Here is a 26,046-nt window from a genome sequence, read left to right on the forward strand (position 1 = left end):
CGCACAGTCCCTGCTAAAAGAGATAGAAAAGCTGCGCCAACGGCAGAGATTCCGCCGGGGCAATGGTTGCAATTTCCCCGTCCACGCGCACCTCATAGGTATCGGGATCCACCTGAATATCAGCCAGGCGATCATTGAGCACCATGTCCTTCTTCCCGATGGTGCGGCAATTCTCCACGGGCAGCACCTCGGACTTCAGACCCAGCCGCTCCGGCACGCCCTCTTCGATGGCCGCCGCGGACATAAAGGTCACGCGCGTATCTTGCAGAGCCGAACCACAATTGCCGAATTGATCCCGATAAAACACCGGCTGTGGCGTCGCCAAGGACGCATTCGGATCTCCCATCGCCGCCCAACAAATCCTTCCCTTGCGCAACACCACGTGCGGCTTCGCCGCAAAAGAATCAATAGGCCACAGCACCAGATCCGCAAGCTTTCCCGGCTCAAGGGAACCCACGTGCTTCGAAATGCCCTGCGCAATCGCCGGATTAATCGTGATTTTCGCCAGATAACGCAACACGCGATTGTTGTCATCGCCGTTATCCCCCTCAAGTTCACCGAGCTGCTCCCGGCAATGATGCGCCGTCTGAAACGCTCGCACCCAGGATTCCCCCACGCGCCCCATCGCCTGAGAATCGGAACTGAAAATGCTGATGAGGCCCATATCATGCAGCACGGTTTCCGCCGCAATGGTTTCCGCACGCACGCGAGAATCGGCAAAAGCCACATCCTCGGGAATGTCATGCGACAAGTGATGACACACCATCACCATGTCCAACAACTCATCAACGGAATTGACCGTGTACGGCAACGTGGGGTTCGTAGATGCCGGCAGGACATTCCTCAACCCCGTCACCCGCAAAATATCCGGTGCGTGACCGCCCCCGGCACCTTCAGAGTGAAAAGTGTGCACGGTCCGCCCACCGAGGGCGCCAGCAGTCGATTGGAAAAAACCCGATTCATTGAGGGTATCCGTGTGAATGGCGAGCTGGGCGTCGAATTCATCACAAATATCCAGGGCATTGCGGATACTCGCCGGGGTGGCTCCCCAGTCCTCATGCACCTTCAGTCCGGCCGCACCGGCACGCATCTGCGCACGTAGGGCGTCCGGCAGCGCCGCGCTGCCCTTCCCCAAGAACCCCGTGTTGACCGGCAGGCCTTCGGCGGCGCGGAGCATAAACTGAATGCCATCCGCACCCGGCGTGCACGTGGTTCCTAACGTGCCTTCAGCAGGCCCAGTTCCGCCGCCGAAAAACGTGGTAATTCCATTCGAAAGCCCCTCCTGCGCCTGCTGCGGCGTGATGTAATGAATATGAGAATCCACCCCACCGGCCGTGAGAATACGGTGAGTCCCCACAATCACTTCCGTTCCCGGGCCAATCACCAGGTCCGGATCTACCCCATCCTGACTATGCGGGTTGCCGGCTTTTCCCACGCCCACAATGCGGCCGTTCTTGATGCCCACGTCCCCCTTCACCACACCGAGCGCGGTGTCGATAATAATGGCCCCCACAATCACGGTATCCAGCGCATCTACGGCGGTGGGGTCTTGCCCCATTCCGTCGCGGACGGCTTTTCCGCCGCCGTACACCGTTTCATCGCCATAGGAGCACGCGGCATAATCCTGCTCAATCCGGATGGTCAGGTTCGTATCCGCTAGTGTGACGCGATCGCCTGTCGTAGGGCCGTAAATCTCTGCGTATCTGCTGCGGCTCAATCTATTGTTCATCTGCTTACTCTTCGTGTGGGGTGATTCGTTGCTGTGCGACATTGTCTTCCGAATTGGAATTCTTCAAAAAATCCTCCAACCGCCGCATCGCCTGCTCTCGAATCTCCTCGTCGTCCAATGTCCCATCGACTAGGTTGGAAAATCCATACAAAACACGCGCCCCGCCGAAATCCACCAGCTCAACCTCGCGCGTATCGCCCGGCTCAAAACGAATAGCCAAACCGGAGGGAATCGCCAGATGGCGCCCATAGGCAGCCTCCCGATCAAACTCCAGCGCCGCATTCGCCTCAAAAAAGTGATAGTGCGACCCCACCTGAATCGCGCGGTCGCCCGTATTCGCCACGGATACAGTCACCGTCGCGCGGCCCTCATTCATGACTATCTCACCTGGCTGCGTGATATATGCGTTAAAACCGGAAGACATCAAACAATTCCTTAGTGGTGCGAATGACTGTGTGAATGCGCATGACCGTGTGCGTGAGCATGCGCGTGGGAATGCGCGTGCCCGTGCGCATGATCCTCGTCCCCATGCGAATGCGCGAACCCCTGATCGTGATCCGCCAGCAACCCCGCCGCAATGCCGTCGTCGCCATGTTCCTGCGCATGCAGCGCCTTTTTCACCGACGCCAACACCGCAGTCTTCAACGCACTCCCGGGCATGAGGGCGTGCGCCTCACAGCTCTCCGCGCGTGGTGCATGAAAGTCAGCACGCACCACAGCCACCGTCGGCTGCCCATCCATGATCTTGTGCAGGCGCGAGGTCACCTCCGGCAGCGTAGGCCAACAGTCCGCCCCGCGCTGACCGGGGTCATCGAAGGCAAGGGCCACCTCGGTGGATTCCGAGAATTGTTGGGCGAGCCTCACACGACGACACAGTTCGGCGTCGGCAAAAGGATCAACGGCGGCGGCGAGGAACACGACGGCGTCGTGGGTAGGGGCAAGGCGGCGCAGGTGGTGGCGCATGCGCGCGATGGCGTAGGTACTCGTGCACACCGGCGTGGCGAGGGCGGCGCGGAGGGAGGTGCGTTCGGTGAGCCATCGCAGCGCCTGTGCAGCGTGGGTGATGGAGGTCAGGTCGCGGCCGGTACACATCGGGACCACGCAGACGCGGTCGTGGACTATGGCGGACAGCTCGCGGGCGGAACGGACAACGGGCAGGCCGGTGACCTCGTGCAAGTAGTGAGTGTCCGTGGCCTCGGCGGTGGCGTAGAGAACCACGGGCACGTCGGTGTGAGTGTAAGTGTGGGTCATGGCGCGATCACTACTCCCCGATCGGGTCGTGGACACTCACCAGCTTCGTGCCATCCGGGAAGGTGGCCTCCACCTGGATCAGGCTCAGGCGCTCCCGCACGCCCGGCAGCACATCGTCGGGCCCCAGCACCTGGCTTCCCACCTCCATCGCTTCGGCCACGCTCAAACCGTCGCGGGCGGCTTCGATGACCGCGTCGCTGATCAAGGCCGTAGCTTCCGGCTGGTTCAGCTTCAGCCCCCTCTGCTGCCGACGGCGGCTGACCTCAGCGGCGGTGAAGATATAGAGCTTTTCCAGCTCGCGGGGTGTGAGGTTCATGTAGTCGAGTGTAGCGAGCAAATATTACAGCGATGTTTCACACCGGATCGGCTACGAGGCATTGCCGGTGGCACGCCATTGCACACACAACAAGGCCGCACCCTGCCTGCCACCGGGCGCGATCAACGCACAGCGGGCAGGCTGTCAGGGTGCAGCCTTGTGTGTTGGAGGTGTGCGCAGAAGTAGCCAGCTTCTGCGCTGAAGCACTGTTATGTGCGAAGTCGGCCTAGTGAATACGGCCGGTACGCGCCTTGTACTCGCGGTAGTTCTTACGACCCAAGTGGATCATGAACATGCCACCGAACAGCAGGCCGAAGCCCAGGATGGCGCCAGCCAGAGCGTACTCCGGGCCCAATACCTGAACACCGGACTGCCAAGTAGCCAGGCCGAAGACCATCAGTCCGAAGCCGGCCAGGGAAGCCAGGATGGCACCCATGCCCACCCAGGTGATGGAACGCTGCAGGGAGGAGTGAGGAGCATCGAAGGAAGATGGCACGTAGCCGTCCAGGTACTGCTTCTCAACGTGGAGTTCTGGAGCTAGAGACATAGCTCTTTCCTTTCAGGATGTTAGTCGTCCTTGCCGCGGAACGCCGCACGTGCGCGCTCCTTGGTAACGGCCGAGACGGCAGTCAGTGGGATGCCCGCCGGGCAAACGTCTGCACATTCACCATACAGGGAACATGGACCAAAGTTGGTCTCGACTTCGTCAATCATCTTCCGTGCGCGGCGTCCTCGCTCCTCACGTCCCAGTGGGGACAGGGTGAGGTGAACCAGCTTTGCACCGGTGAACAGGTGCGCAGCACCGTTCGGACATGCGGCAACGCAGGCACCACAGCCGATGCAGGCAGCGTGGTCCAGGGCGCGTTCGGCGTCGGCGTGGTTGACCAGCAACGAGTCGGCGTCGGGGGCAGTTCCAGCCATGACGGACACGAAGCCACCCTTTTCCATCACACGATCCAGTGCGGAACGGTCCACCAGCATGTCCTTGACCACTGGGTAGGCCGCGGAGCGCAGTGGCTCCAGCTTGATGGTGTCGCCATCGTTGAAGGACAGCAGGCGCTGCTGGCAGGCCGGCTTGTTCTTGTCCGGGCCGTGTGGACGGTCGTTGACCATGAGGCCACAGGTTCCACAGATACCTTCACGGCAGTCGGAGGCGAAGGTGAATGGCTCCTTGCCAGCCTCGACGTACTTGTAATTTACGTGGTCAAGCAGCTCCAGGATGGACATCTGCTCTGCTGCGTCGTCGACATCGACAGACTCGAAGTGGCCTTCGGCATTCGGGCCCGCCTGACGCCAGATTTCAAGATGTAGTTTCATTACTTGTAATTCCTTGTCATCAGCGGGATTCGGTCAAAGAACAGTGGCTCGGAGTGGCGGATGAACTTGTTCTCGCCATCCGGCTCCCATGCGGAGACGAAGCACCAGTTGTCATCGTCACGCTCGGCCTCACCGTCTTCGGACAGGTGGTCATCGCGGTAGTGTGCACCACAGGACTCGTCGCGGTCCAGTGCGTCCACGCACATCAGCTCGCCGAGGTCCAGGTAGTCAGCCACGCGGGTTGCGTACTCCAGCTGCTGGTTCATGTCGTCGGCATCGCCAGGGATGTGAACGTTGGCCCAGAAGTCCTTACGCAGTTCGCGGATCTTCTCGATGCCGGACTTCATGTCCTTGACGTTGCGGGACACACCACAGGAGAAGTACAGGATCTCGCCCAGCTGGCGGTGGTAGTACTCGGCGGAGTGTGGGTTGTCGCCCTTGATGTTCATGATCTTGTTGATGCGAGCTTCGGCGCGCTCGATGGCGGCCTTTGCTGCCGGGCCATCGACGTCTGGGATTGGGGTGCCCAGGCGTGGTGCCAGGTAGTTCGGGATCGTGAACGGAAGGGTGAACCAGCCTTCCACGGAGGAGGACAGCAGGGAGTTTGCACCCAGGCGGTTTGCACCGTGGTACATCCAGGAGGATTCTCCGGAGCAGAACAGTCCCTGAATGGAGGTCATCTCGTTGAAGTCGGTCCACAGGCCACCCATGGTGTAGTGGCAGGTTGGTGCAATACGCATCGGGGTTTCGTATGCGGATTCACCGATGGCCTCTTCGTACATCTGGATGAGGTTGGAGTAACGCTCGCGGATCGTGTCCTTGCCCAGACGGTTGATGGCGTCACCCAGGTCCAGGTACACCGAGTTCTTCATCGGGCCTACGCCGTAGCCAGCGTTGATCTGCTGTGCGTTGGCACGGGACGCGATGTCGCGGGGCACCAGGTTACCGAAGGCTGGGTAGCGGCGCTCCAGGAAGTAGTCGCGCTCGTCCTCGGGGATGTCCTTCGGATCGCGGTCGTCACCCTTCTTCTTCGGGGTCCAGATGCGGCCGTCGTTACGCAGGGACTCGGACATCAGGATGGTCTTGGACTGCCAGGTGGAGTTCACGGGCAGGCCGGTTGGGTGGAACTGCACGAAGGATGGGGAGGCCATGTAGGCGCCCAGCTCGTATGCACGCATGATGGCGGATGCGTTGGAGTTCTTGGCCAGCGTGGACATGTGGTACACGTTGCCGTATCCGCCGGTAGCCAGCACGGTGGCGTGGCCGGTGTGTGCGGTCAGCTCACCGGTGATGAGGTTACGCATCACAACACCCTGGCATACGCCGTCCTCCACGATGAGGTCCACGAGGTCGTTGTGGGTGAAGATTTCCACGTGGCCTGCGCCGATCTGGCGGTAGAGGGCGGAGGTGGTGGCCAGCTGCAGCTGCTGACCGGTTTGTCCACGGGTGTAGTAGGTGCGGGAGACCTGCACACCACCGAAGGATCGGGTGGCCAGGGTGCCGCCGTACTCGCGGGAGAATGGGGCACCGATGGCGTTCATGTGGTCGATGACCTTGGGGGACTCCATGGCCAGGCGCCAGCAGTCGTTTTCGCGGCAGCGGTAGTCGCCGCCCTTCACGGTGTCCTTGGCGTGCAGGTAGGTGGAGTCGTTATCCAGCTTCTTACCGCGGGAGGAGTTCACACCACCCTGTGCGGCGATGGAGTGCGCACGGCGTGGGGAGTCGTGGTAGGTGAACACCTTGACGTCGTATCCCAGCTCGCCGAGCGCGGCGGCTGCTGCGCCGCCGGCGAGGCCGGTGCCGACGATGAGGATGCGGAACTTGGCACGGTTCAACGGGGAGACCATGCCGAAGTGCTCCTTGGCGTACTGCCACTGCTTGTCCTGGGATACGGCGTGTGGTGCGTTGTCCTTGAGGACGGTGCCCACGCTCACGCCAGGCACGGAGGACTGTGGAGCGGCGAAGGCCGCTACAGCCTTGTCGTAGTCAAAGTCCGCGGTCTGATTGTGCGGGTGGTTAGTAACTTCGCTCATTGATTTCTCTTCTCCTAAATCAGACTCGCGACTAGTGCCCAGCCGAAGGAACGAATGGGACGTTGTCCACAAGACCCAGCATTACTGCCAGCGGAATGGAGATGTTGCCGATCATGACGATGGCTGGCAACAGGTATGCAATCCACAGTGCTACCTGGCGGGTGCGGTGGCCCGTGATGCCGAGGTCGGAGGTTGCAACCCAGATTCCGTGGGACAGGTGCAGGAACAGAACCAGCATGGCCAGGATGTAGAAGATTGCTACGCCTGGGCGCTCGAAGGAGGCGATGAGGTTCTGGAATGCTGCGTGGGATCCGTCCACTGGGCCTTGGAACTCATCGGAGGCGAAGGGCTTCGCGCCGATGGTGAGGTCCAGCAGGTGGAAGATGATGAACAGCAGCAGGACTACGCCGGTGACCAGCATGTTGCGTGCTGCGAACGAGGTGTAGCCCTGGGACAGTCCCTTGCGCTTGAAGCGTCCGCGGGACTTGGAGCCGCGGCCGCGCAGTGCGAAGGCACACCAAATGTGGAGCACCAGGCTGACGATCAGGACTACGCGGAATACCCAGAGGAAGACCTCGTGTGGGATCAGCGGGTAGCCGAATTCGCGCAGGAAGTCAGCGTAGGTGTTGAAGGATTCGGCTCCCATGTAAACCTTTAGGTTTCCTACCATGTGAACCAGGACAAAGAGGCCGAAGATGATGCCCGTTACGGCCATCGTCAGCTTCATTGCCCAAGATGGGAAGCCAGGCTTTTCCCTTAGTGGCTTCGTCGTAATTTTGCCGTGAACGATTGCTTCACGGTCGTCAGATTTAACAGTCATGGCACCTCCAGTGTCATAGACACTGTAAGGCCTGGACCCCTGCTTGAACCACTTTTGGTAGCTCACGTCACTGCCTTCACACCCCGTTATGGGGGTCATAGCACTTGACCTGCTGTTTTCCAACAGTACAAATGTACTGATTTACGAAAAACTCACGTTGCGAAAATGCCGAAAACGGGCTCCGTCATATCAATATAGTTATAGAAATATGTCTTTTTTAGATTCGACGCCCAGCTTTCCCTCCCCCGGCCTACCACCCGAACCACGGCTCACCCACGCGCGGCCGAGGGCGAGCGCCTGCCGTGAGGCGAACCGCTACTGCTCCGGCTCGAAGTTCAACGGCCCCTCCGGTCCGGATTCATCGCGGTGCGCCGCGTAGTGGGCGTGGCTGGGCGCCACAGCGGCAGCGCCCTCGCTCAACACCGTCTGTCCGTGCACCGTGACGGACTCGCGGCCGGACTGGCCGCCGATCTCCACAGACTCTCCCATCACGATCAACGGCACACCCTGGGAGGCATCCCCGTCATCCACGGAGACCGTTACCTCACCGTCGCGGACGCACACCTCCAGGCGCACCCCGCTCAACGTGATGTAATACGTCAAGCTCTCCCAGTCGCGAGGAAGGCGCGGGTAAATGGAGAAGTGCCCATAGTGGTCCCGCAGTCCGCCGAAGCCATTGGTCAGCGCGGACCACACGCCACCACAGGATGCGATGTGCACACCATCGCTGGTGTTGCCGTGCAGGTCACCCAGATCCACAAACAGACCCCGGTGGAAAAAGTCCAAGGCCTTATCCTCGTAGCCCAGTTCCGCGGCCATGATGGACTGCACCACGGCACTCAGTGTGGAGTCTCCCGTGGTCAGGCGATCATAGTAGTCATAATCGGCTTTCTTAATCTCCGGCAGGAACTCCTGGCCTTGCAGGAACAACGCCAACACCACATCGGCTTGCTTCAGCACCTGGTAGCGATAAATCGTCAGCGGGTGATAGTGCAGCAGCAGCGGCCGCTTCGGCTCCGCATCCGGATCATCTAGGTCCCAGATCTCGCGCTGAAGGAACTGATCGTCCTGGGGGTTCACGCCAAGGCGCTCATTGAACGGAATGTACATGCACTCCGCGGCCTTCACCCACAGAGCCAGCTCGTCGTCGGACAGCCCCTCGCGGCGCGCCAAGTCCTCGTAATCGCCGGGGCGTTCCTCCCGCAATTGCTTCGCCACGGCCGCGGCGATGCTCAAGTTAAAGCGAGCCATCACATTGGTGTACAGGTTATTGTTCACCACGGTGGTGTACTCATCGGGTCCCGTGACGGAGTGAATCTCAAAACGCTTCTGATCCGCGTTGAAAAAACCCAAGGACATCCAGAAACGGGCCGTATTAATCAGAATGTAAATGCCCTGCTCCAGCAGGAAATCCACGTCCCCGGTGGCATAGACATACTTCATCAGGGCGAACACAATATCGGCATCGATATGGTACTGAGCCGTTCCCGCCGCGTAATACGCAGAGGACTCTTGCCCGTTAATCGTTCTCCACGGGAACAAGGCGCCATCGTGGGACAATTCCAGGGCGCGCTGCTTCGCCGCGGGAAGCATGTCATAACGGAAACGCAGTGCATTCCGGGCATAGGCCGGGTTGGTGTAGCACAGGAACGGCATCACATAAATCTCCGTATCCCAGAAGTAGTGGCCTCCATAGCCAGAGCCCGTCATGCCCTTCGCCGGAATACCATTAAACTCCGCGCGCGCCGAGGCCTGCAGCAGCTGGAACAAGTTCCACCGCACCGCCTGCTGCAATTCCGGCTGCCCCTCAATGCGCACATCCGACCGCTTCCAAAAACGGCCCAACCACTTGCGCTGATTCGCCACCAGATTGCTGAATCCCACGGACTTCGCGCGCGTAATCGTGCGCTCGCAGCGGAACGCCAGCTCCTCCGGCGCCACATGGCGGGAGGAGTGGTACGCCACGAACTTCTCCAACCGCAGCTTCATCCCCTTGTTGCCCTTGAGGTGATAGGTCACCCGGGCCACATCCTCCAACACCTCGGTGGAAATCTCCACACCCGGCTGCCCATGTGCATCGGCCGGATTATCCACTTCAAGAATGTGATCCATGGTAGCGGCCACCGTCATTCCCGAATGATTCACCTGGTAGCCCAAGGTCGCGTTCTCGGCCCCGGCGCTCTTTTGATACTTCGGAAGGAACACCCGCTCCTTAAATTGCTCACCTTTACGCGGATCAAAATGCTCATCGGACTCGGCCATGGGGCCCCGATCCGCATTGGGGAACTCATCTTCCCCATCCTGGCGGTTGAGCAGCTGAGAAGAAATCACCACGGCCGCATCAGCATCCAGCAATTCCACTTCCAAGCTCATGATCGCCACATGGCGCTCCTGGAAAGAAACCATCCGCTCCGACGTCACCCGGACTCGCTTTCCACCCGGCGTGCGCCACACCAGCGTGCGGCGCAACACGCCCTCACGGAAATCCAGGCTGCGGTTATAGTCACTGACCTCGGCATTGCCCAGCCGCAACGGTTCATCGTCGATGTACAACCGCATCGCTTTGGCGTCGGGGACAGAGACAATTCCCTGACCAGCCCGAGCCAGACCATAGGCGTCTTCGGCGTGCTGAATATCCCACGTTTCGTGCACACCATTAATAAACGTGCCATGCGCATGGGAATCACGGCCCTCCGGCGGATTACCACGCAGGCCCAAATAGCCATTCGATAATGCAAACAGCGTCTCCATCACGCCAAGATCGCCGTGATTAGGTTTCGTTTCCACCCACGCCCACTCATCCACGGGGTGCACGTCACGATCAATCGCCGCCAGAGGATCCGCATTCGCCAACTTCCAATCCGTGCGGAAATTCGCCGCATTCAAATCCCCACCATCCACAGGACGGTTGGGGCCCTGGTGAGACTGAGTACGGCGCTGGGCAAGAAACTGCTCCAATTGCGATGGAGAGGACTTAGAGCTCATGAAAGGGTTGCTCCTGACGGGCGTATGAGTAATGGCAACATTATGGCACGATCCAGGCAGCATTACGGAATAGACCGCACTGGCCAGCAGCGTTTATAGCAGCTCGGCCAGGTCATCAACAACTAGCGTGGCGCCCGCATCCAGCAGCGCATCCGCACCCGTCCCGCGGTTCACACCCACCACAAGCCCGAAACCGCCGGCCTTGCCGCTGGCCACGCCGCTGGTGGCATCCTCCACCACCACGGCCCGATCCACGGACACGCCCAGCTGCTGCGCCGCATACACATACGTATCCGGTGCGGGCTTGCCCGGAAGCTCCTGTTCCACTGCCACCAAGCCGTCCACGACCAGCTCGAAGCGATCCAGCAGACCGGCCGCCTCCAGCACGGGCCGCGCGTTCTTCGAGGAGGACACAATCGCGATCTTCGGTGCCTTGCGTGCGGATCGTCCAGCCTGCGCTGTGTGCGCTTCCTGCGCGCGCTGCCGGATCGCATCCAACAACTGCACCGACCCTGGATACGCCTGCACACCCTCTGCCACGAGCTGCAGAAAGTCCTCGTTCTTCCGCGCGCCCAAGCCGTGAACGCTCTCCACATCCGCAGCATCATCCGGCTCACCGACCGGCAAGGTCATCCCACGAGATTCCACAATGGCCTGCACGCCCTCATCCCGGCGGCGCCCATCGAGATAATCGAAGTAATCCTGTTCCGTATAAGGCCGCACACCGTGCTGCTCAAAAAAGGCCGTAAACATGCGAGCCCACGCCTTCCTATGCAGATCAGCGGTCGGAGTAATCACACCGTCCAGGTCAAACAGCACCGCGTCATACTCAAAAATCTGGGCGTAAGCAGGGTAATCCGTATATCCGCGCTCTCCGCCCTTATAGAACGTCGAAGAATCGGGCTCATTCAACTCCCAACCGTGCTCCCAGCGCTGGGGAAGATCGGGATTCGCAATAAACAATCGACCCACGGCCACCGCATCGGCGCGACCGCTATGCACAATAATCTGCGCCTCATCCAGCTGCGTGAGCTCCCCAAAGCCGGTATTAGATATTAACCGGCCGCGATATTCCTGACGAATCCACGCGGGAAGATCCGTCACTTCGGATTGAGCGGCGTCGCAGGCGGAGGCTTCGGCGTCGAATATCCCCGCAGCATCTTTATGCAACAGGGAAATATACGCCAAATCCAGATCCTCCATCCCCTTCAACAACGCCCCATACGTGGCAATCACATCAGCACGGTCAGGCTCCAGGGCGCCCTGAATATTGTGCTCGGGGGATATCCGCAACGCCGTGCGGCCAGCACCAATTTCCTCGGCAACTGCCCGGACCACCCGCACCACAAAACGAGCACGATTTTCCGGCGAACCGCCATAGTTATCGGTACGCAGATTCGATTCCGGACTCAGGAACTGATGCAATAAATAGCCATTAGCGCCATGGATTTCCACGCCATCTAATCCGGCATCAATGGCACGGCGCGCACCCGCCACAAATTCCTCAACAATGCGATCCATATCCTCGTGCGTCACCGCGCGGGGCAGCGCCGCGTCCACCTTGGCGTTGAAGGTGTGAACCTGAGTGCCCGACGCCACAGCGCTCGGCGCCTCCGGCTGCACCCCACGCAACAAGTCCGGGTGCGACAAGCGCCCACCATGCATGATCTGCATAAAGATCGTGCCATCCGCGGCGTGCACTGCCTCGGCAACCGTGGCCCACCCCGCCTGCTGCTCCTCGTTCGCAATACCAGCCTGACCAGGGAAAGCGCGGCTGCTAAACGCCGGGAAGGTCCCCTCAGTGACAATCAGCCCGGCCGAGGCACGCTGGGAATAATAGCGCACGTGGAGATCCGTGGGCACGCCATCTTCGCCTGCGCGCTGGCGTGTCAGCGCCGCCATAGTCACACGATTGGCGAGGCGATGGTCCGGCAGGTCCAGTGGGGTGAATAAAGAGGTCATGCCACCCGTTATACACGGATGGCATGACTGCACGAGCGCTAGCGGGAGGTACTAGCTGACAACCTGAAGGGGTTGTTAGCGGGAGTTGTTAGGCGATGTTGTTCTTGGCCTTAAACTCCAAACGACGAGCATGCAAAATCGGCTCAGTATAACCAGACGGCGACTGCTCACCCTTCAAAATCAAATCCTTCGCAGCCTGAAACGCCACAGAAGAATCAAAATCAGGCGCCATATCACGATACGCAGCATCCCCAGCATTCTGACCATCAACCTTCACAGCCATACGCTCCAAAGCATCAACAATCTGCTCCTCAGACACCACACCATGCTTACGCCAGTTCGCCAACAACTGCGAAGAAATACGCAACGTCGCACGATCCTCCATCAAATCCACATCATGGATATCCGGCACCTTCGAGCAACCAACACCCTGCTCAACCCAACGCACCACATAACCCAAAATGGACTGACAGTTGTTATCCAACTCCTCCTGAACCTCAGCCTCAGACCACGTCGCAGAACCCTCACCCACAGCAGCACCAGCAACAGGAACCGTCAAAATCTTACCCAAAGAATCCCGACGACCCTGCTCACGCAACTGCTCCTGCACAGCAAACACATCCACCTCGTGATAATGCGTCGCATGCAACGTCGCACCCGTAGGAGAAGGAACCCACGCAGTCGTCGCACCAGCCTTCGGCTGACCCACCTTCTGCTCCAACATCTCAGCCATCAACTCAGTCATAGCCCACATACCCTTACCAATCTGAGCCTTACCAGGCAGAGCATGAGCCAAACCAGCATCCACATTGTTGTCCTCATACGCCAACATCCACGCAGAAGACTTCATATCACCCTTACGAATCATCGGACCCGCAACCATCGACGTATGAATCTCATCACCCGTACGATCCAAGAAACCAGTATTAATAAACGCCAAACGGTTCTTCACCGCAGCAATACACGCATCCAAGTTCGCCGTCGTACGACGCTCCTCATCCATCACACCCACCTTCAAGGTGTAACGCTCCAACCCAAACAAATCCTCAATCGCGTTAAACAAATCATCCGTAAACGCAACCTCCTCAGGACCATGCTGCTTAGGCTTGACAATGTAAATCGAACCATTACGAGAATTCCGACGCTCATTATCCTCAGCCAGGCCAGGAATCGCAGCAGCGGTGGTGATCACACCATCCATAATGCCCTCGAAAATCTCCTCACCATCCTGATCCAAAATCGCCGGATTCTGCATCAAATGACCCACATTACGCACAAACAACAACGAACGACCATGCAAACGCACCTCATCACCATCACGACCCGTGTAAATACGGTCGTCGTTGAGCTTACGGGTGAAGGTCTTGCCGTTCTTCTCCAGCTTCTCCTCCAGGGTGCCGGCGTTCAGGCCGAACCAGTTGCGATAACCCAAGGTCTTATCGGTGGCATCCACTGCGGCAACGGAGTCCTCGAAGTCAATGATCGTGGACACAGCGGACTCCAGAATGATGTCCTTTACTCCGGCCTTGTCGGTGGAGCCGACGGGGGACTCAGGATCAATCTGGATGTCAATGTACAAACCATTGTTACGCAGCAAAATGCTGGATGGGTCAGCCACATCCCCGGCGTAACCCACATACGCCTCAGGAGCCTTCAAACCAACCTGAGCACCCTCAACCTCAGCAACAAACTCACCGGACTCCACCGAGTACTTCGTCACATCAGCGTGAGAACCCTCCGCCAGCGGCACAGCACGATCCAAAAAGTCACGAGCCCACGCAATGACCTTGTCACCACGAACCTTGTTGTAGCCCGTGCCCTTTTCAGCACCGCCCTCTTCAGAAATAGCGTTCGTGCCGTACAACGCGTCATACAGGGAACCCCACCGAGCGTTCGCAGCATTCAGAGCAAAGCGCGAGTTGAGCGACGAGATGACCAGCTGTGGGCCGTTGGTTTCAGAGATCTCTGGGTCAATGTTCTGCGTCTGAATCTCAAAGTCACCCGGCTCATCCACCAGGTAACCAATCTCCTTCAAAAACGCCGTGTACTTCTCAGCATCCTGCTCACCAGGATTCTCCGCGTACCACTTATCCAACGTGGCCTGGAACTCATCACGCTTCGCCAACAACTGCTTGTTACGAGGACCAAACTCCGCAACAATCTTGCCAAAACCATCCCAGAAAGCATCGATGTCAGCCTCCGAGCCCTTTCCGATGGCCGGGAGCAGTTCGGTGTTGATGAACTCTAGGAGAATTGGAGCCACCGACAGGCTTCCAACCTTGATGTAATTTTCTGTAGTCATGTTTTCTCAATATCCTTTCTCATGGGATCGCGAATCAGTTGTGCTGATCTTCCGCTTTGTGGTGAGCGTTGACGCTGGTCAAGCGCATTCAATAGCTCCGCGGAAGACCTAGTACCTGGTGTGATACATAGTTCAGAATCATCTCCTCACTGACTGGTGCAGTCCGGAACAGCCTGGCAGGCCAGTACAGCTCCGACACTTCATAATCTTTGCTGAATCCATTGCCGCCATGAGTTTGGATTGCTCGATCCACGGCTTTTTCAGCTGCCCGAGCAGCAGAAAACTTTGCGTAGTTGGCAAGCTCTCCAGCATGCTCTCCTGTATCAGCCGCAGATGCAGCACGTGCTGTCATGTGACGCGCAAGCTCTACGTCGATCTTGGCTTCGGCAAGCGGATGCGCGACTCCCTGATGGGACCCAATGGGAGCACCCCACACCTCGCGGCTCTTGGAGTAGTCAATGGCCTTACTTAAGGCACGTAGGGCAATGCCGTTACAGAACGCAGCCATAAGAATTCGCTCTGGATTGAGGCCGTTGAACAGTGCCTTAAAACCGTTCGTTCCTCTTCCGACAACATCTGTCGCTTCTACACGAACATTGTCACAGTGCACTAACCACTGAGAGTCAGCACTAAAATCCTCGGTCTCAATCTTTGTCTTTGTGAGACCCGCCGTATCAGTAGGAACCAGGCAACAACACACTTGTCCGTCGTTTGCTTCATAAGCTTCTCGAGCAACAACAAGAACATAGTCAGCCTCATCTACTCCAGATATGAAGCATTTTTCACCATGTAAGCGGTACGTACCATCATTAGTCTTCTCCAGCTTTGTGCGGATTCTATGGGTATTGCTTCCCGCTTCAGGCTCTGTAATCGCGAAGGCACACTTTACCGTTCCACTAGCAATTCCAGGTAGAAACCTCTTCTTCTGATCATGAGTTCCAACTCCCAGTAGAATTGAGCCCACGATGCCCGGCGACATCACCAAGAGAACTGGCAGGTGCCCCTGCTCAGCCAACCGTTCTGCAACAATACTGAGTTCTAGGAGACCAGCCCCACCTCCTCCGTACTCCTCCGGAAGCCCTATTCCCACAAGGCCGGCATCAGCTAGGTCCTTCCACAATTCAGTCGCCGGTTCATCTGCTGCGATTTTCGCCCTTCTGTAATGGCGCCCGTACTTGCTCACTACTGTGTCCACGGTGCTACGCAGTAGATCCTCTGTAAGCCGATCCATTACCGAGCCTCTTCTTCGGTCAACACATTCTGTCCGCGTAAAGTTCCTACGCTCACTAACTCACCTGTGTCAGCACGTTTGATTTCCACTTTCCAGAGCTGCGTCATCCTTCCTTGATGCAAAGGCGTTCCTATCGCCTCAAGAACACCACCGCTCACGCTCTTCAGAAATTCGGTATTGTTCGACATTCCGACGAACACGGTTCGGCGCGAGCGCGTCAGCAAGTACGCAGCACCTCCAGCGGAAGCAACCGATTCAACAATCGAGGCAAACACTCCCCCATGAACGATGCCCGCGGGTTGATGAAGGCTGGTATCTACGTCAAGACTCACGTGTACGCGATTGGCGTCCACATGGACATATGTAAGATTGAGCTTCGCATCGAAGCCATCCTTAACGCTTTTATCAAGCAGATTTTGGAGATCAATGTTGCTGTGCATAATGTGACCTTCGATTTCTTGATCGAACTGTCGCAAAGCTACGACTTCACGCGTTCTAGGAATTGCTCTAATTTCTCACTTCGCTGATTAAGATTGTTCACTGTCCTTTCTTTGTAGAGTTGTCCCGCCTCTGCTGACAGTTGCTGCATCACCCGAGCTGCTTTCATTCTTTTCCGCTGGTAATCCATGAGGCGGTCTTGTATCAAGGCCAAACCTTGACCGCCGTCCAACAAGCAATGTGCTAAGACGTCCACGTCCATGAGAGCTTGGTTTGCTCCTTGCCCCAGGTAGGGCACCATTGCATGGGCAGCATCACCCACTAGGGCAACGTGTCCTCGCGTCCAGTTTTTTAGTGGGCTGAGGTTGGCCAAGCGCCAGCTAAAGCACTCACGCGAGTTCGCCAGCAACCTCAGTAATGCTTCATCCCAGCCTTCAAATTGTTCGAGCAACCATCCGGGATCTACGGGTTGTGACCACTCTGAATCTCCACAGAGCTCTGATTCCACGTAGCACGCAATGTTGAGGAAGTCGCCATGGCGAACGGGATATCCCAGGACAACCTTGCCTTCGCCCAACCATGCTTGGAATCGCTTAAACTTCGTTTCCTCTTCCTCTCGTGGAATCAAAGTTCGAATTGCTACCCCGTGCCCAAGGTCCAGATGATAATCGGGATCAATGAAGTCGCGAACAACGCTCCGGGCTCCGTCAGCCCCTATCACCACGTCGAAAGCATGAGCCACACCCTGGTCTGTTTCAAGGCAGGCTCCATGTTCTTCTTGCCAGACTCGGCTGACTCTCTGCCCTAACAGGAGCTGCACATCTTTCGGCAATCGTTCAAGCAATGCTGCATGAAGATCACCGCGATGGATGGAATAGGATTCTGCACCCTCACTCAGCCTTCCCATAATGTCGACATCGAGTGGTCGGCCATCCCAATGAGAAATTGACGATTCAGATACCCGAGCAGCCGAGACTAGAAGCTGGTCCAAATCCACAACGTGAGCTAAGACTTTCAAACCATTTGGTTGCAAAGTGAATCCCGCACCGATTGGCTCCAGAGAATTTGCCGCATCAAGGATGGTGACATTCAGCCCTCGCTCGCTGAGGATAGCGGCGAGCGTCAGCCCTGCAACACCAGCTCCAACAATCCCGATCCGCATGTCAGGATTCTCCGTGAGCCGCGACGTAGCTGTCACGGGCAAAAAAGGCTCCGATAAGGACCATCACGACAACGCCCAGTGCCATGTACACTCCAGCGCTTTCCAGCCCCTGTGCATCAATGAGGAATCCTCCGGCGAGTGGAACGATGCTGGCACTGGCGTAGGTGCCGAGACTCAAGACCGCCGTGGCTCCCGGAACATTGTCTGGTGTCACTTCTTGGTGAATCAATCCAAAGCTGCCGAGGTTACTGATTCCCTGTCCAGCACCCATCAAGATTGCGCTCAGGATGAGGATAGGAAGGTTATGGCTGGTGACCGCGAAAGCGAAGGAGATCATAGCCAGCACGATGAGCCCCAAAGAGAGGCGAATGTGCGCCATGCTCCGAAGCTTACGAACCATCGATTGTGCAATTGGGCTCATCGCGTACATTCCACCGGCCATCAGTCCTGCGCCTAGTGGACCCGTGGGTCCGCCGAGCCCCATCAGGAGGGTGGGGGATAGCGCCAAGACAATCGCAGCGGCGGTCATGCCTGGGCCGAACGCACCAAGGCCCGCGGCAATCGTCCTCACACTCTTGGATCCCAGGCCGCTAAACGGCAACCAGGATGTGACCTTTTCGCGAGTGGTTTCTGGCTCCGTTGTGATCAAAAGCAGAGACAAGGCCAGCAGGGCGGCCATGAGTACAAACACAGTCTTTGTGGGCCATGGCAACCATTGAGCAATAAATCCGGCGAATAGTGGTCCTCCGGCCAAACCAATGGCGATACCCATCGTCGCAATAAAGGTTGCTTTAGCCTTTTCAGCACTATCAGCCATGGCCTGAACAGCACTAGGCCCATGCACCAAAATCAGACCTGAGCACAACCCGGTGAGCACTCGAGCCACCAACAGCAGCGCGATATTCACACCGAAAACATAGAAGGCACAAGAAAGAATCCCTAAGACACAGGCCAGGATCTGCGTAGTGCGCCGTCCCCACAAGCGGCCCAGACTCGGCGCAAGGAGAAATGCCGGCGCCAAGCCGCCTAAATACATGACGAAGATCAGTGTCAGCATGCCCGAGGAAAAGCCGATGTCCTGCCGCCACAGCTCCATAAGCGGAGTTGCAAGATTTGGCAGCATGAATGCAGCAACCAAGGGCAGGGCATAGATGCTTAAAGGAAGTCTGCGATCATTCATACCTCAAGACTAACCCCCTCAGGAGGTTAGTTCAAGCATGTACACTGAACTTATGAGCAACACGGCCGCCACGACATCGCAGGAGTTGGACTTTGTTTTTCACGGAGCGCGACCCAGCCTGGACTTCGCAAACACACTTCGGAGACGAAAAGACCCCCTCTACCTCACTGTGGATCTTCTGCATGATGACCCAAGCCAGGACCCTTCCAGCCTCGCTCGCTGGATAGAGGCATGCCGAGACAACACAGCGTGGGGTAAAACTCTCCCCGGACTTCAGCACAACACGCCGTGCCCCTCATTCAATGAGATCGAACAGCTTCGACAATCAATTTTTGACCTCGCCGAAGCGACCTTAAGCAGCGGCGAACTAGTAGACCCCGCCCGTGCGAAGAACGCCGTTGACACTCTGAACACGTGGGCGCAGCACCAACCACAGCCTCAGCTGGATACCTTAGCGGACTCACGCACCTTCCGACTGCGGTCCAATATGACCCTCAAGGAAGTCCTGGGCTTCGTCGCCCGCGATGCCATTGAGCTTTTCGGAACATCTGACATAGAACGGCTTAAGGAGTGCGCGCACGAACGCTGCGGAATCCTGTTCGAGGATCGTTCCCAAGGCCGTAGACGACAATGGTGCTCCATGAAAAAATGCGGCAACCGCACGAAAGCAAACCGCTTTAGTCAAAACAAACGAACCCCCTAGCCTCCGCTCATAACGGACGCCAGGGGGTTTCGTTCAATGAAGCTTGTCTAGAGCTTAGGCGATGTTGTTCTTGGCCTTAAACTCCAAACGACGAGCATGCAAAATCGGCTCAGTATAACCAGACGGCGACTGCTCACCCTTCAAAATCAAATCCTTCGCAGATGGAAACGAAATTCCGGGGCGGCAGGATTCACCACTGGAGTTGAGCTCCAGCAGTATCACCTCTACTGGATAGACCTACGCCCGCTACTTAATACCTCTACGTAACACCAGAGGAGCTCCGCCGAGAGATGAGCGAGAAGCACAGCCGTGCACGGACAGCAGTGGCGATAGCATTTACGGAAGGCTACGGCCGAGGACATTTAATGTGAATGCGTCGACACACTTTAAGTCAGCGGGTGCTGGCTTGAGTGCGGGTCATCAATTCAGAATGAATCAGAGACGTGGCCCCGATCAGGATGCAACTTTTCTACCTCGCAGACCCTTTTAAATAGGGTCATGATTTCCTTGTTTGGCGCTCAAGGAAACCTGAAGGAAGGATCAAGGAAGCATTTATAAACTCGATACCGATAACTTTACCATTTTCATCAATGTCTATCTCAATTTCCCCTTCCATCCCTTCGGTAGTTATTGCTGATATCTGGCCTTCTGGAAGGACACCTGGCTGCGCTATAGTTAAATAGGCAGCATCAACTTCTGGGTCATAATCAAACTTCATCATTAGACTTTTGTAACAGTAATCACATTTCCGGTTGCGTCCGCTAGCGTGGCGTATCTGTAACCCACGTTAAGCCACAAGGCGGTACACACGGGAACCATCCTATAGACTCCATCGCCTATCTCGAAGAATTGTGCACCCAAGTCTCCCCGACCTGATGCGACAGATGCTTCGAGACTTCATCAACCAGATCCTGTCCACCCGCAGGGCGAACGACATGGTAGCCGCACTCGACATCAACAGCTTCTCAAAATCCCAGGTCTCAGACATGGCCAAAGAACTCGGGACCATGGTCGACGAGTTCCGAACTAGACCCATGGATTCTGGCCCGTACTACTACCTGTCCTGTGACGCGCTGACCATGAAAGTCCGTGAAGGTGGCCGGGTGGTGAAAACCAGCGTGCGTGTTGCTACTAGCGCCAACAATGATGGGTATCTCCAACTTCTGGGCATGCAGGTAGCCACATCAGAATCCGTTGAATTCTTTTCGAGAATCGCTCCCAAGGCCGTAGACGACAATGGTGCTCCATGAAAAATGTGGCAACTGCACGAAAGCAAACCGCTTCAGCCAAAACAAACGAACCCCCTAGTCTCCGCTCATAACGGACACCTGGGGGTTTCGTTCAATGAAGCTTGTCTAAAGCTTAGGCGATGTTGTTCTTGGTCTTAAACTCCAAACGACGAGCATGCAAAATCGGCTCAGTATAACCAGACGGCGACTGCTCACCCTTCAAAATCAAATCCTTCGCAGCCTGAAACGCCACAGAAGAATCAAAATCAGGCGCCATATCACGATACGCAGCATCCCCAGCATTCTGACCATCAACCTTCACAGCCATACGCTCCAAAGCATCAACAATCTGCTCCTCAGACACCACACCATGCTTACGCCAGTTCGCCAACAACTGCGAAGAAATACGCAACGTCGCACGATCCTCCATCAAATCCACATCATGGATATCCGGCACCTTCGAGCAACCAACACCCTGCTCAACCCAACGCACCACATAACCCAAAATGGACTGACAGTTGTTATCCAACTCCTCCTGAACCTCAGCCTCAGACCACGTCGCAGAACCCTCACCCACAGCAGCACCAGCAACAGGAACCGTCAAAATCTTACCCAAAGAATCCCGACGACCCTGCTCACGCAACTGCTCCTGCACAGCAAACACATCCACCTCGTGATAATGCGTCGCATGCAACGTCGCACCCGTAGGAGAAGGAACCCACGCAGTCGTCGCACCAGCCTTCGGCTGACCCACCTTCTGCTCCAACATCTCAGCCATCAACTCAGTCATAGCCCACATACCCTTACCAATCTGAGCCTTACCAGGCAGAGCATGAGCCAAACCAGCATCCACATTGTTGTCCTCATACGCCAACATCCACGCAGAAGACTTCATATCACCCTTACGAATCATCGGACCCGCAACCATCGACGTATGAATCTCATCACCCGTACGATCCAAGAAACCAGTATTAATAAACGCCAAACGGTTCTTCACCGCAGCAATACACGCATCCAAGTTCGCCGTCGTACGACGCTCCTCATCCATCACACCCACCTTCAAGGTGTAACGCTCCAACCCAAACAAATCCTCAATCGCGTTAAACAAATCATCCGTAAACGCAACCTCCTCAGGACCATGCTGCTTAGGCTTGACAATGTAAATCGAACCATTACGAGAATTCCGACGCTCATTATCCTCAGCCAGGCCAGGAATCGCAGCAGCGGTGGTGATCACACCATCCATAATGCCCTCGAAAATCTCCTCACCATCCTGATCCAAAATCGCCGGATTCTGCATCAAATGACCCACATTACGCACAAACAACAACGAACGACCATGCAAACGCACCTCATCACCATCACGACCCGTGTAAATACGGTCGTCGTTGAGCTTACGGGTGAAGGTCTTGCCGTTCTTCTCCAGCTTCTCCTCCAGGGTGCCGGCGTTCAGGCCGAACCAGTTGCGATAACCCAAGGTCTTATCGGTGGCATCCACTGCGGCAACGGAGTCCTCGAAGTCAATGATCGTGGACACAGCGGACTCCAGAATGATGTCCTTTACTCCGGCCTTGTCGGTGGAGCCGACGGGGGACTCAGGATCAATCTGGATGTCAATGTACAAACCATTGTTACGCAGCAAAATGCTGGATGGGTCAGCCACATCCCCGGCGTAACCCACATACGCCTCAGGAGCCTTCAAACCAACCTGAGCACCCTCAACCTCAGCAACAAACTCACCGGACTCCACCGAGTACTTCGTCACATCAGCGTGAGAACCCTCCGCCAGCGGCACAGCACGATCCAAAAAGTCACGAGCCCACGCAATGACCTTGTCACCACGAACCTTGTTGTAGCCCGTGCCCTTTTCAGCACCGCCCTCTTCAGAAATAGCGTTCGTGCCGTACAACGCGTCATACAGGGAACCCCACCGAGCGTTCGCAGCATTCAGAGCAAAGCGCGAGTTGAGCGACGAGATGACCAGCTGTGGGCCGTTGGTTTCAGAGATCTCTGGGTCAATGTTCTGCGTCTGAATCTCAAAGTCACCCGGCTCATCCACCAGGTAACCAATCTCCTTCAAAAACGCCGTGTACTTCTCAGCATCCTGCTCACCAGGATTCTCCGCGTACCACTTATCCAACGTGGCCTGGAACTCATCACGCTTCGCCAACAACTGCTTGTTACGAGGACCAAACTCCGCAACAATCTTGCCAAAACCATCCCAGAAAGCACTCTGATCAGACTCTGAGGACTTGCCAATTGCTGGCAGTACTTCGTTATTGACGAAATCGTACAGAGTCTTGGCGACTTGAAGGCCGCCGGCAGAAACGCGCTCGGTCTGCTGGGTAGAGGTCATGGTGACTCCTTCATCTCTGGGAAACTTACTCTCTTCAGAGTAGGTGACGGCAGTCACGTTCGGCATGCCCTTGGCTCTACTGGGCCCCATAATCACCCCCACCCCGGGCTAATCTCAGCGCGTTTTGGGGGTAATGAGCGGACAGCTGATTACACCCTGCGGGGGCGTCTCTGAAAACCATTGTCCCAGTAAGATCGGCACCTTGGGCATGCCAAGAGATACTGACATTCATAAGTAGGCCTGTCATTTTCCAGCATGTCAGCAGCGGATTTCTCCCACCCCCACCGCATTTACGCGGATTATCGAAGCATTGACCACGTGGCACAGGTTGGTAAGCTTTGTAAGCGACACCTCAGTCACCTCATTGAGTTAAGGAAGTGAACACTCTATGTCTAACGTAGGCAAGGCACGTACCGCTGCAGAGATCCAGAAGGATTGGGACGAGAACCCACGCTGGGCCAACGTCAAGCGCGATTACACTGCAGAGCAGGTTGCCGAGCTGCAGGGAACCGTTGTTGAGGAGCACACCCTGGCACGCCGCGGCGCTGAGATCCTGTGGGAGGCAGTCAACAAGGGCGACGACTCCTACATCAACGCTCTGGGCGCTCTGACCGGTAACCAGGCTGTTCAGCAGGTCCGTGCAGGCCTGAAGGCTGTGTACCTGTCCGGTTGGCAGGTTGCTGGTGACGCTAACCTCTCCGGCCACACCTACCCAGACCAGTCCCTGTACCCAGCAAACTCCGTTCCATCTGTTGTTCAGCGCATCAACAACGCGCTGTCCCGTGCAGATGAGATCGCTCGCGTTGAGGGCGACGACTCCGTTGAGAACTGGCTGGTTCCAATCGTTGCCGACGGTGAGGCCGGCTTCGGTGGTGCACTGAACGTTTACGAGCTGCAGAAGGCCATGATCAAGGCCGGCGCTGCTGGTACCCACTGGGAGGACCAGCTGGCTTCCGAGAAGAAGTGTGGCCACCTGGGTGGTAAGGTTCTGATCCCAACCCAGCAGCACGTTCGTACCCTGAACTCCGCTCGCCTGGCTGCTGACGTTTCCAACACCCCAACCCTGGTTGTTGCACGTACCGACGCCGAGGCTGCTACCCTGCTGACCTCCGACGTTGACGAGCGTGACCGTCCATTCCTGACCGGCGGCCGCACCTCCGAGGGCTTCTACAACGTTCAGAACGGCATCGAGCCTTGCATCGCACGCGCGAAGGCATACGCTCCATACGCTGACCTGATCTGGATGGAGACCGGTACCCCTGACCTGGAGCTGGCTAAGAAGTTCTCCGAGGCTGTTCGCTCTGAGTTCCCAGACCAGCTGCTGGCCTACAACTGCTCCCCATCCTTCAACTGGTCCGCACACCTGGAGGACGAGGAGATCGCTAAGTTCCAGAACGAGCTGGGCGCAATGGGCTTCAAGTTCCAGTTCATCACCCTGGCTGGCTTCCACTCCCTCAACTACTCCATGTTCGACCTGGCTCACGGCTACGCACGTCGCCAGATGTCCGCATTCGTGGAGCTGCAGAACAAGGAGTTCAAGGCTGCCGAGGAGCGCGGCTTCACCGCTGTGAAGCACCAGCGCGAGGTTGGTGCAGGCTACTTCGACAAGATCGCCACCACCGTGGATCCAAACTCCTCCACCACCGCTCTGAAGGGCTCCACCGAGGAAGGCCAGTTCCACTAAGAACTGCCTAGCCCCTCATCGTTAGGCTCTACCCGGCCACAGGCCGAGGCGAGAGCGTAACGGGAGAGCTCTTAAACAGGCGCCCTGCCTTGTCGAGTTGATGAGACTCGTCAGGCAGGGCGCTTCTGCATGTGAAGCCCCCTGCAGATTTGTGATGTGTCAACTATATTGGGATGCATGAGCAACCTCGAGTCCCAGCCCATCCAACGGGTCTGTACCTCCGGCGGCGAACCGGACACTCAGCGCGCCACTGAAAAACTCACCGCTGAGAGGCACACCACTGAGGGACAAACTACTAAGGGCCGCACTACGTCGACGAGCGACACCTATGCGGATGTGGAGATCATCACCCACCGGGAGGTTCCCCTCGGAGGACCTCGGGCGATGCCGGTACGCAGGACGCTTCCCCAGAAGAAGCGATCCCTCATTGGAGCATGGTGCTTCGCAGACCACTATGGCCCCTCCGATGTGTCCTCGACGGGCGGCATGGACGTAGCACCCCACCCTCACACGGGCCTGCAGACCGTCAGTTGGCTTTTTGAGGGGAAGATCGAACATATCGATTCCGGGGACAACCGTGGAATGGTGCTGCCGGGTGAAGTGAACCTGATGACCTCCGGGGCAGGCATTTGCCACTCCGAAACCTCTCCCTCTGACGTCACAACCCTGCACGGCGTGCAGCTTTGGTTGGCGCTGCCCAACAGCGTACGTTCAACGGCACCGCGCGCCCTGGACCACTATGCACCCACGCCAGTCCCTCTAGAGGGTGGCTCCGCGCTGGTCTTCATTGGTTCCCTCGCAGGGGCCACCAGCCCCATCGAGACCCACACCCCACTCCTGGGCGCGGAACTCACGGTAGATCCCCACAGCACCATCACTCTGGACGTAGACCCTGACTTCGAACATGGACTCCTGGTCGACGAGGGCAACATCGTACTGGAAAACACTCCCATCCCCGTCTCTGCGATCGGCTACACCGGAATCGGCGCCACGCGCTTAAGGATCCGCAATGATTCGGACTCCCCCGCACGCCTTGTGCTCCTGGGCGGCGAGCCGTTCCCCGAGGACATCGTTATGTGGTGGAACTTCGTAGGCCGCTCCAGCGAAGAAATCACCGAGTTCAGGGAGCAATGGCAGGCGCGCACCGAGCGCTTCGGTGAGGTGAAAAATTACGTGGGTCACGGAGGACCAGGCAAAAATGCGGATGGTCTCAGCTGGCTGCCTGCACCGAAGCTTCCCAACGGGAATATTAAACCCCGGACAAACCCAGTACCCCATGCGCGTGCAGGTATGCCAGAACCGGGCGAGCACACCGAGACAGTAACAACGAAAGAAAGCAGGTAACCCT

Annotated in this window: 20 protein-coding genes and 2 pseudogenes; 4 read left to right on the forward strand and 18 right to left on the reverse strand. The window is 57.2% G+C overall.

Translation table 11 applies throughout. The annotated features are described in order from the left end of the window. Positions 1-13: 13 nt before the first annotated feature. From ureC to GC425_RS05260, 16 genes and pseudogenes are all read right to left on the reverse strand, one after another. Positions 14-1,729, reverse strand: coding sequence for an urease subunit alpha (ureC, locus tag GC425_RS05185; RefSeq protein ID WP_151843611.1), 1,716 nt, complete (start codon positions 1,727-1,729; stop codon positions 14-16). Between the two features lie 4 nt (positions 1,730-1,733). After that, positions 1,734-2,105: an urease subunit beta gene (locus GC425_RS05190; RefSeq protein WP_231699646.1), complete on the reverse strand. Its 372-nt coding sequence runs from the start codon at positions 2,103-2,105 to the stop codon at positions 1,734-1,736. 59 nt (positions 2,106-2,164) lie between these two features. Continuing rightward, positions 2,165-2,980 (reverse strand): hypothetical protein, encoded by an 816-nt coding sequence (locus GC425_RS05195; protein WP_151843609.1) that lies wholly within the window; start codon positions 2,978-2,980, stop codon positions 2,165-2,167. A 10-nt stretch (positions 2,981-2,990) separates the two neighbouring features. After that, on the reverse strand, positions 2,991-3,296 hold the full coding sequence (locus tag GC425_RS05200) for an urease subunit gamma (protein WP_151842321.1): 306 nt from the start codon (positions 3,294-3,296) through the stop codon (positions 2,991-2,993). Positions 3,297-3,522: 226 nt separating this feature from the next. Further along, positions 3,523-3,843, reverse strand: a complete 321-nt coding sequence (locus tag GC425_RS05205) for a hypothetical protein (RefSeq protein WP_151843608.1) — start codon at positions 3,841-3,843, stop codon at positions 3,523-3,525. Positions 3,844-3,863: 20 nt separating this feature from the next. Beyond that, positions 3,864-4,613, reverse strand: coding sequence for a succinate dehydrogenase/fumarate reductase iron-sulfur subunit (locus GC425_RS05210; RefSeq protein WP_151842323.1), 750 nt, complete (start codon positions 4,611-4,613; stop codon positions 3,864-3,866). After that, positions 4,613-6,646, reverse strand: a complete 2,034-nt coding sequence (locus GC425_RS05215; RefSeq protein WP_151842324.1) for a fumarate reductase/succinate dehydrogenase flavoprotein subunit — start codon at positions 6,644-6,646, stop codon at positions 4,613-4,615. The genes GC425_RS05210 and GC425_RS05215 overlap by 1 nt, the downstream gene beginning before the upstream one ends. Positions 6,647-6,677: 31 nt before the next feature. Continuing rightward, positions 6,678-7,466, reverse strand: coding sequence for a succinate dehydrogenase cytochrome b subunit (locus GC425_RS05220; RefSeq protein WP_151842325.1), 789 nt, complete (start codon positions 7,464-7,466; stop codon positions 6,678-6,680). A gap of 315 nt (positions 7,467-7,781) precedes the next feature. Continuing rightward, complete coding sequence (locus tag GC425_RS05225; protein ID WP_151843607.1) at positions 7,782-10,451, reverse strand: glycoside hydrolase family 65 protein; 2,670 nt, start codon at positions 10,449-10,451, stop codon at positions 7,782-7,784. 93 nt (positions 10,452-10,544) lie between these two features. After that, positions 10,545-11,288 (reverse strand): HAD family phosphatase, encoded by a 744-nt coding sequence (locus GC425_RS05230; protein WP_231699717.1) that lies wholly within the window; start codon positions 11,286-11,288, stop codon positions 10,545-10,547. Between the two features lie 15 nt (positions 11,289-11,303). Beyond that, positions 11,304-12,413 (reverse strand): annotated as a pseudogene (locus tag GC425_RS05235) (alkene reductase); the annotation flags it as partial. 88 nt (positions 12,414-12,501) lie between these two features. After that, the gene (locus GC425_RS05240; protein ID WP_257822314.1) at positions 12,502-14,715 is read right to left on the reverse strand and encodes a malate synthase G; all 2,214 of its coding nucleotides are present in this window, start codon (positions 14,713-14,715) and stop codon (positions 12,502-12,504) included. An 88-nt stretch (positions 14,716-14,803) separates the two neighbouring features. Beyond that, the gene (locus GC425_RS05245; protein ID WP_151843605.1) at positions 14,804-15,946 is read right to left on the reverse strand and encodes an acyl-CoA dehydrogenase family protein; all 1,143 of its coding nucleotides are present in this window, start codon (positions 15,944-15,946) and stop codon (positions 14,804-14,806) included. Further along, positions 15,946-16,386, reverse strand: a complete 441-nt coding sequence (locus GC425_RS05250) for a PaaI family thioesterase (RefSeq protein ID WP_151843604.1) — start codon at positions 16,384-16,386, stop codon at positions 15,946-15,948. The genes GC425_RS05245 and GC425_RS05250 overlap by 1 nt, the downstream gene beginning before the upstream one ends. A 38-nt stretch (positions 16,387-16,424) precedes the next feature. After that, complete coding sequence (locus GC425_RS05255) at positions 16,425-17,546, reverse strand: NAD(P)/FAD-dependent oxidoreductase (RefSeq protein WP_151842331.1); 1,122 nt, start codon at positions 17,544-17,546, stop codon at positions 16,425-16,427. 1 nt (position 17,547) lies between these two features. Beyond that, positions 17,548-18,726, reverse strand: coding sequence for an MFS transporter (locus GC425_RS05260; RefSeq protein WP_151843603.1), 1,179 nt, complete (start codon positions 18,724-18,726; stop codon positions 17,548-17,550). Between the two features lie 52 nt (positions 18,727-18,778). On the opposite strand from GC425_RS05260, the gene GC425_RS05265 reads away from it, so the two are divergent. After that, entirely contained in the window at positions 18,779-19,429 is a 651-nt protein-coding gene (locus tag GC425_RS05265; protein WP_151843602.1) for a CGNR zinc finger domain-containing protein, read from the forward strand. A 496-nt stretch (positions 19,430-19,925) separates the two neighbouring features. On the opposite strand, the gene GC425_RS05270 is transcribed toward GC425_RS05265, so the two are convergent. Then, on the reverse strand, positions 19,926-20,150 hold the full coding sequence (locus tag GC425_RS05270; protein ID WP_231699644.1) for a DUF2283 domain-containing protein: 225 nt from the start codon (positions 20,148-20,150) through the stop codon (positions 19,926-19,928). Positions 20,151-20,340: 190 nt separating this feature from the next. On the opposite strand from GC425_RS05270, the pseudogene GC425_RS05275 reads away from it, so the two are divergent. Beyond that, positions 20,341-20,622 (forward strand): annotated as a pseudogene (locus GC425_RS05275) (transposase); the annotation flags it as partial. Between the two features lie 169 nt (positions 20,623-20,791). Here GC425_RS05275 and glcB read toward each other — a convergent pair. Then, positions 20,792-23,014 carry a malate synthase G gene (gene glcB, locus GC425_RS05280; RefSeq protein ID WP_257822318.1) on the reverse strand — a complete coding sequence of 741 codons (2,223 nt, stop codon included), beginning with the start codon at positions 23,012-23,014 and terminating at the stop codon, positions 20,792-20,794. Positions 23,015-23,402: 388 nt separating this feature from the next. On the opposite strand from glcB, the gene aceA reads away from it, so the two are divergent. Both aceA and GC425_RS05290 read left to right on the forward strand, forming a co-directional pair. Beyond that, positions 23,403-24,698, forward strand: coding sequence for an isocitrate lyase (gene aceA / locus GC425_RS05285; RefSeq protein WP_151843600.1), 1,296 nt, complete (start codon positions 23,403-23,405; stop codon positions 24,696-24,698). Between the two features lie 177 nt (positions 24,699-24,875). Then, positions 24,876-26,042, forward strand: coding sequence for a pirin family protein (locus GC425_RS05290; RefSeq protein WP_151843599.1), 1,167 nt, complete (start codon positions 24,876-24,878; stop codon positions 26,040-26,042). Positions 26,043-26,046 lie beyond the last annotated feature (4 nt).

It is taken from the genome of Corynebacterium sp. zg254, from assembly GCF_024701495.1.
Lineage (GTDB): Bacteria > Actinomycetota > Actinomycetes > Mycobacteriales > Mycobacteriaceae > Corynebacterium > Corynebacterium zhongnanshanii.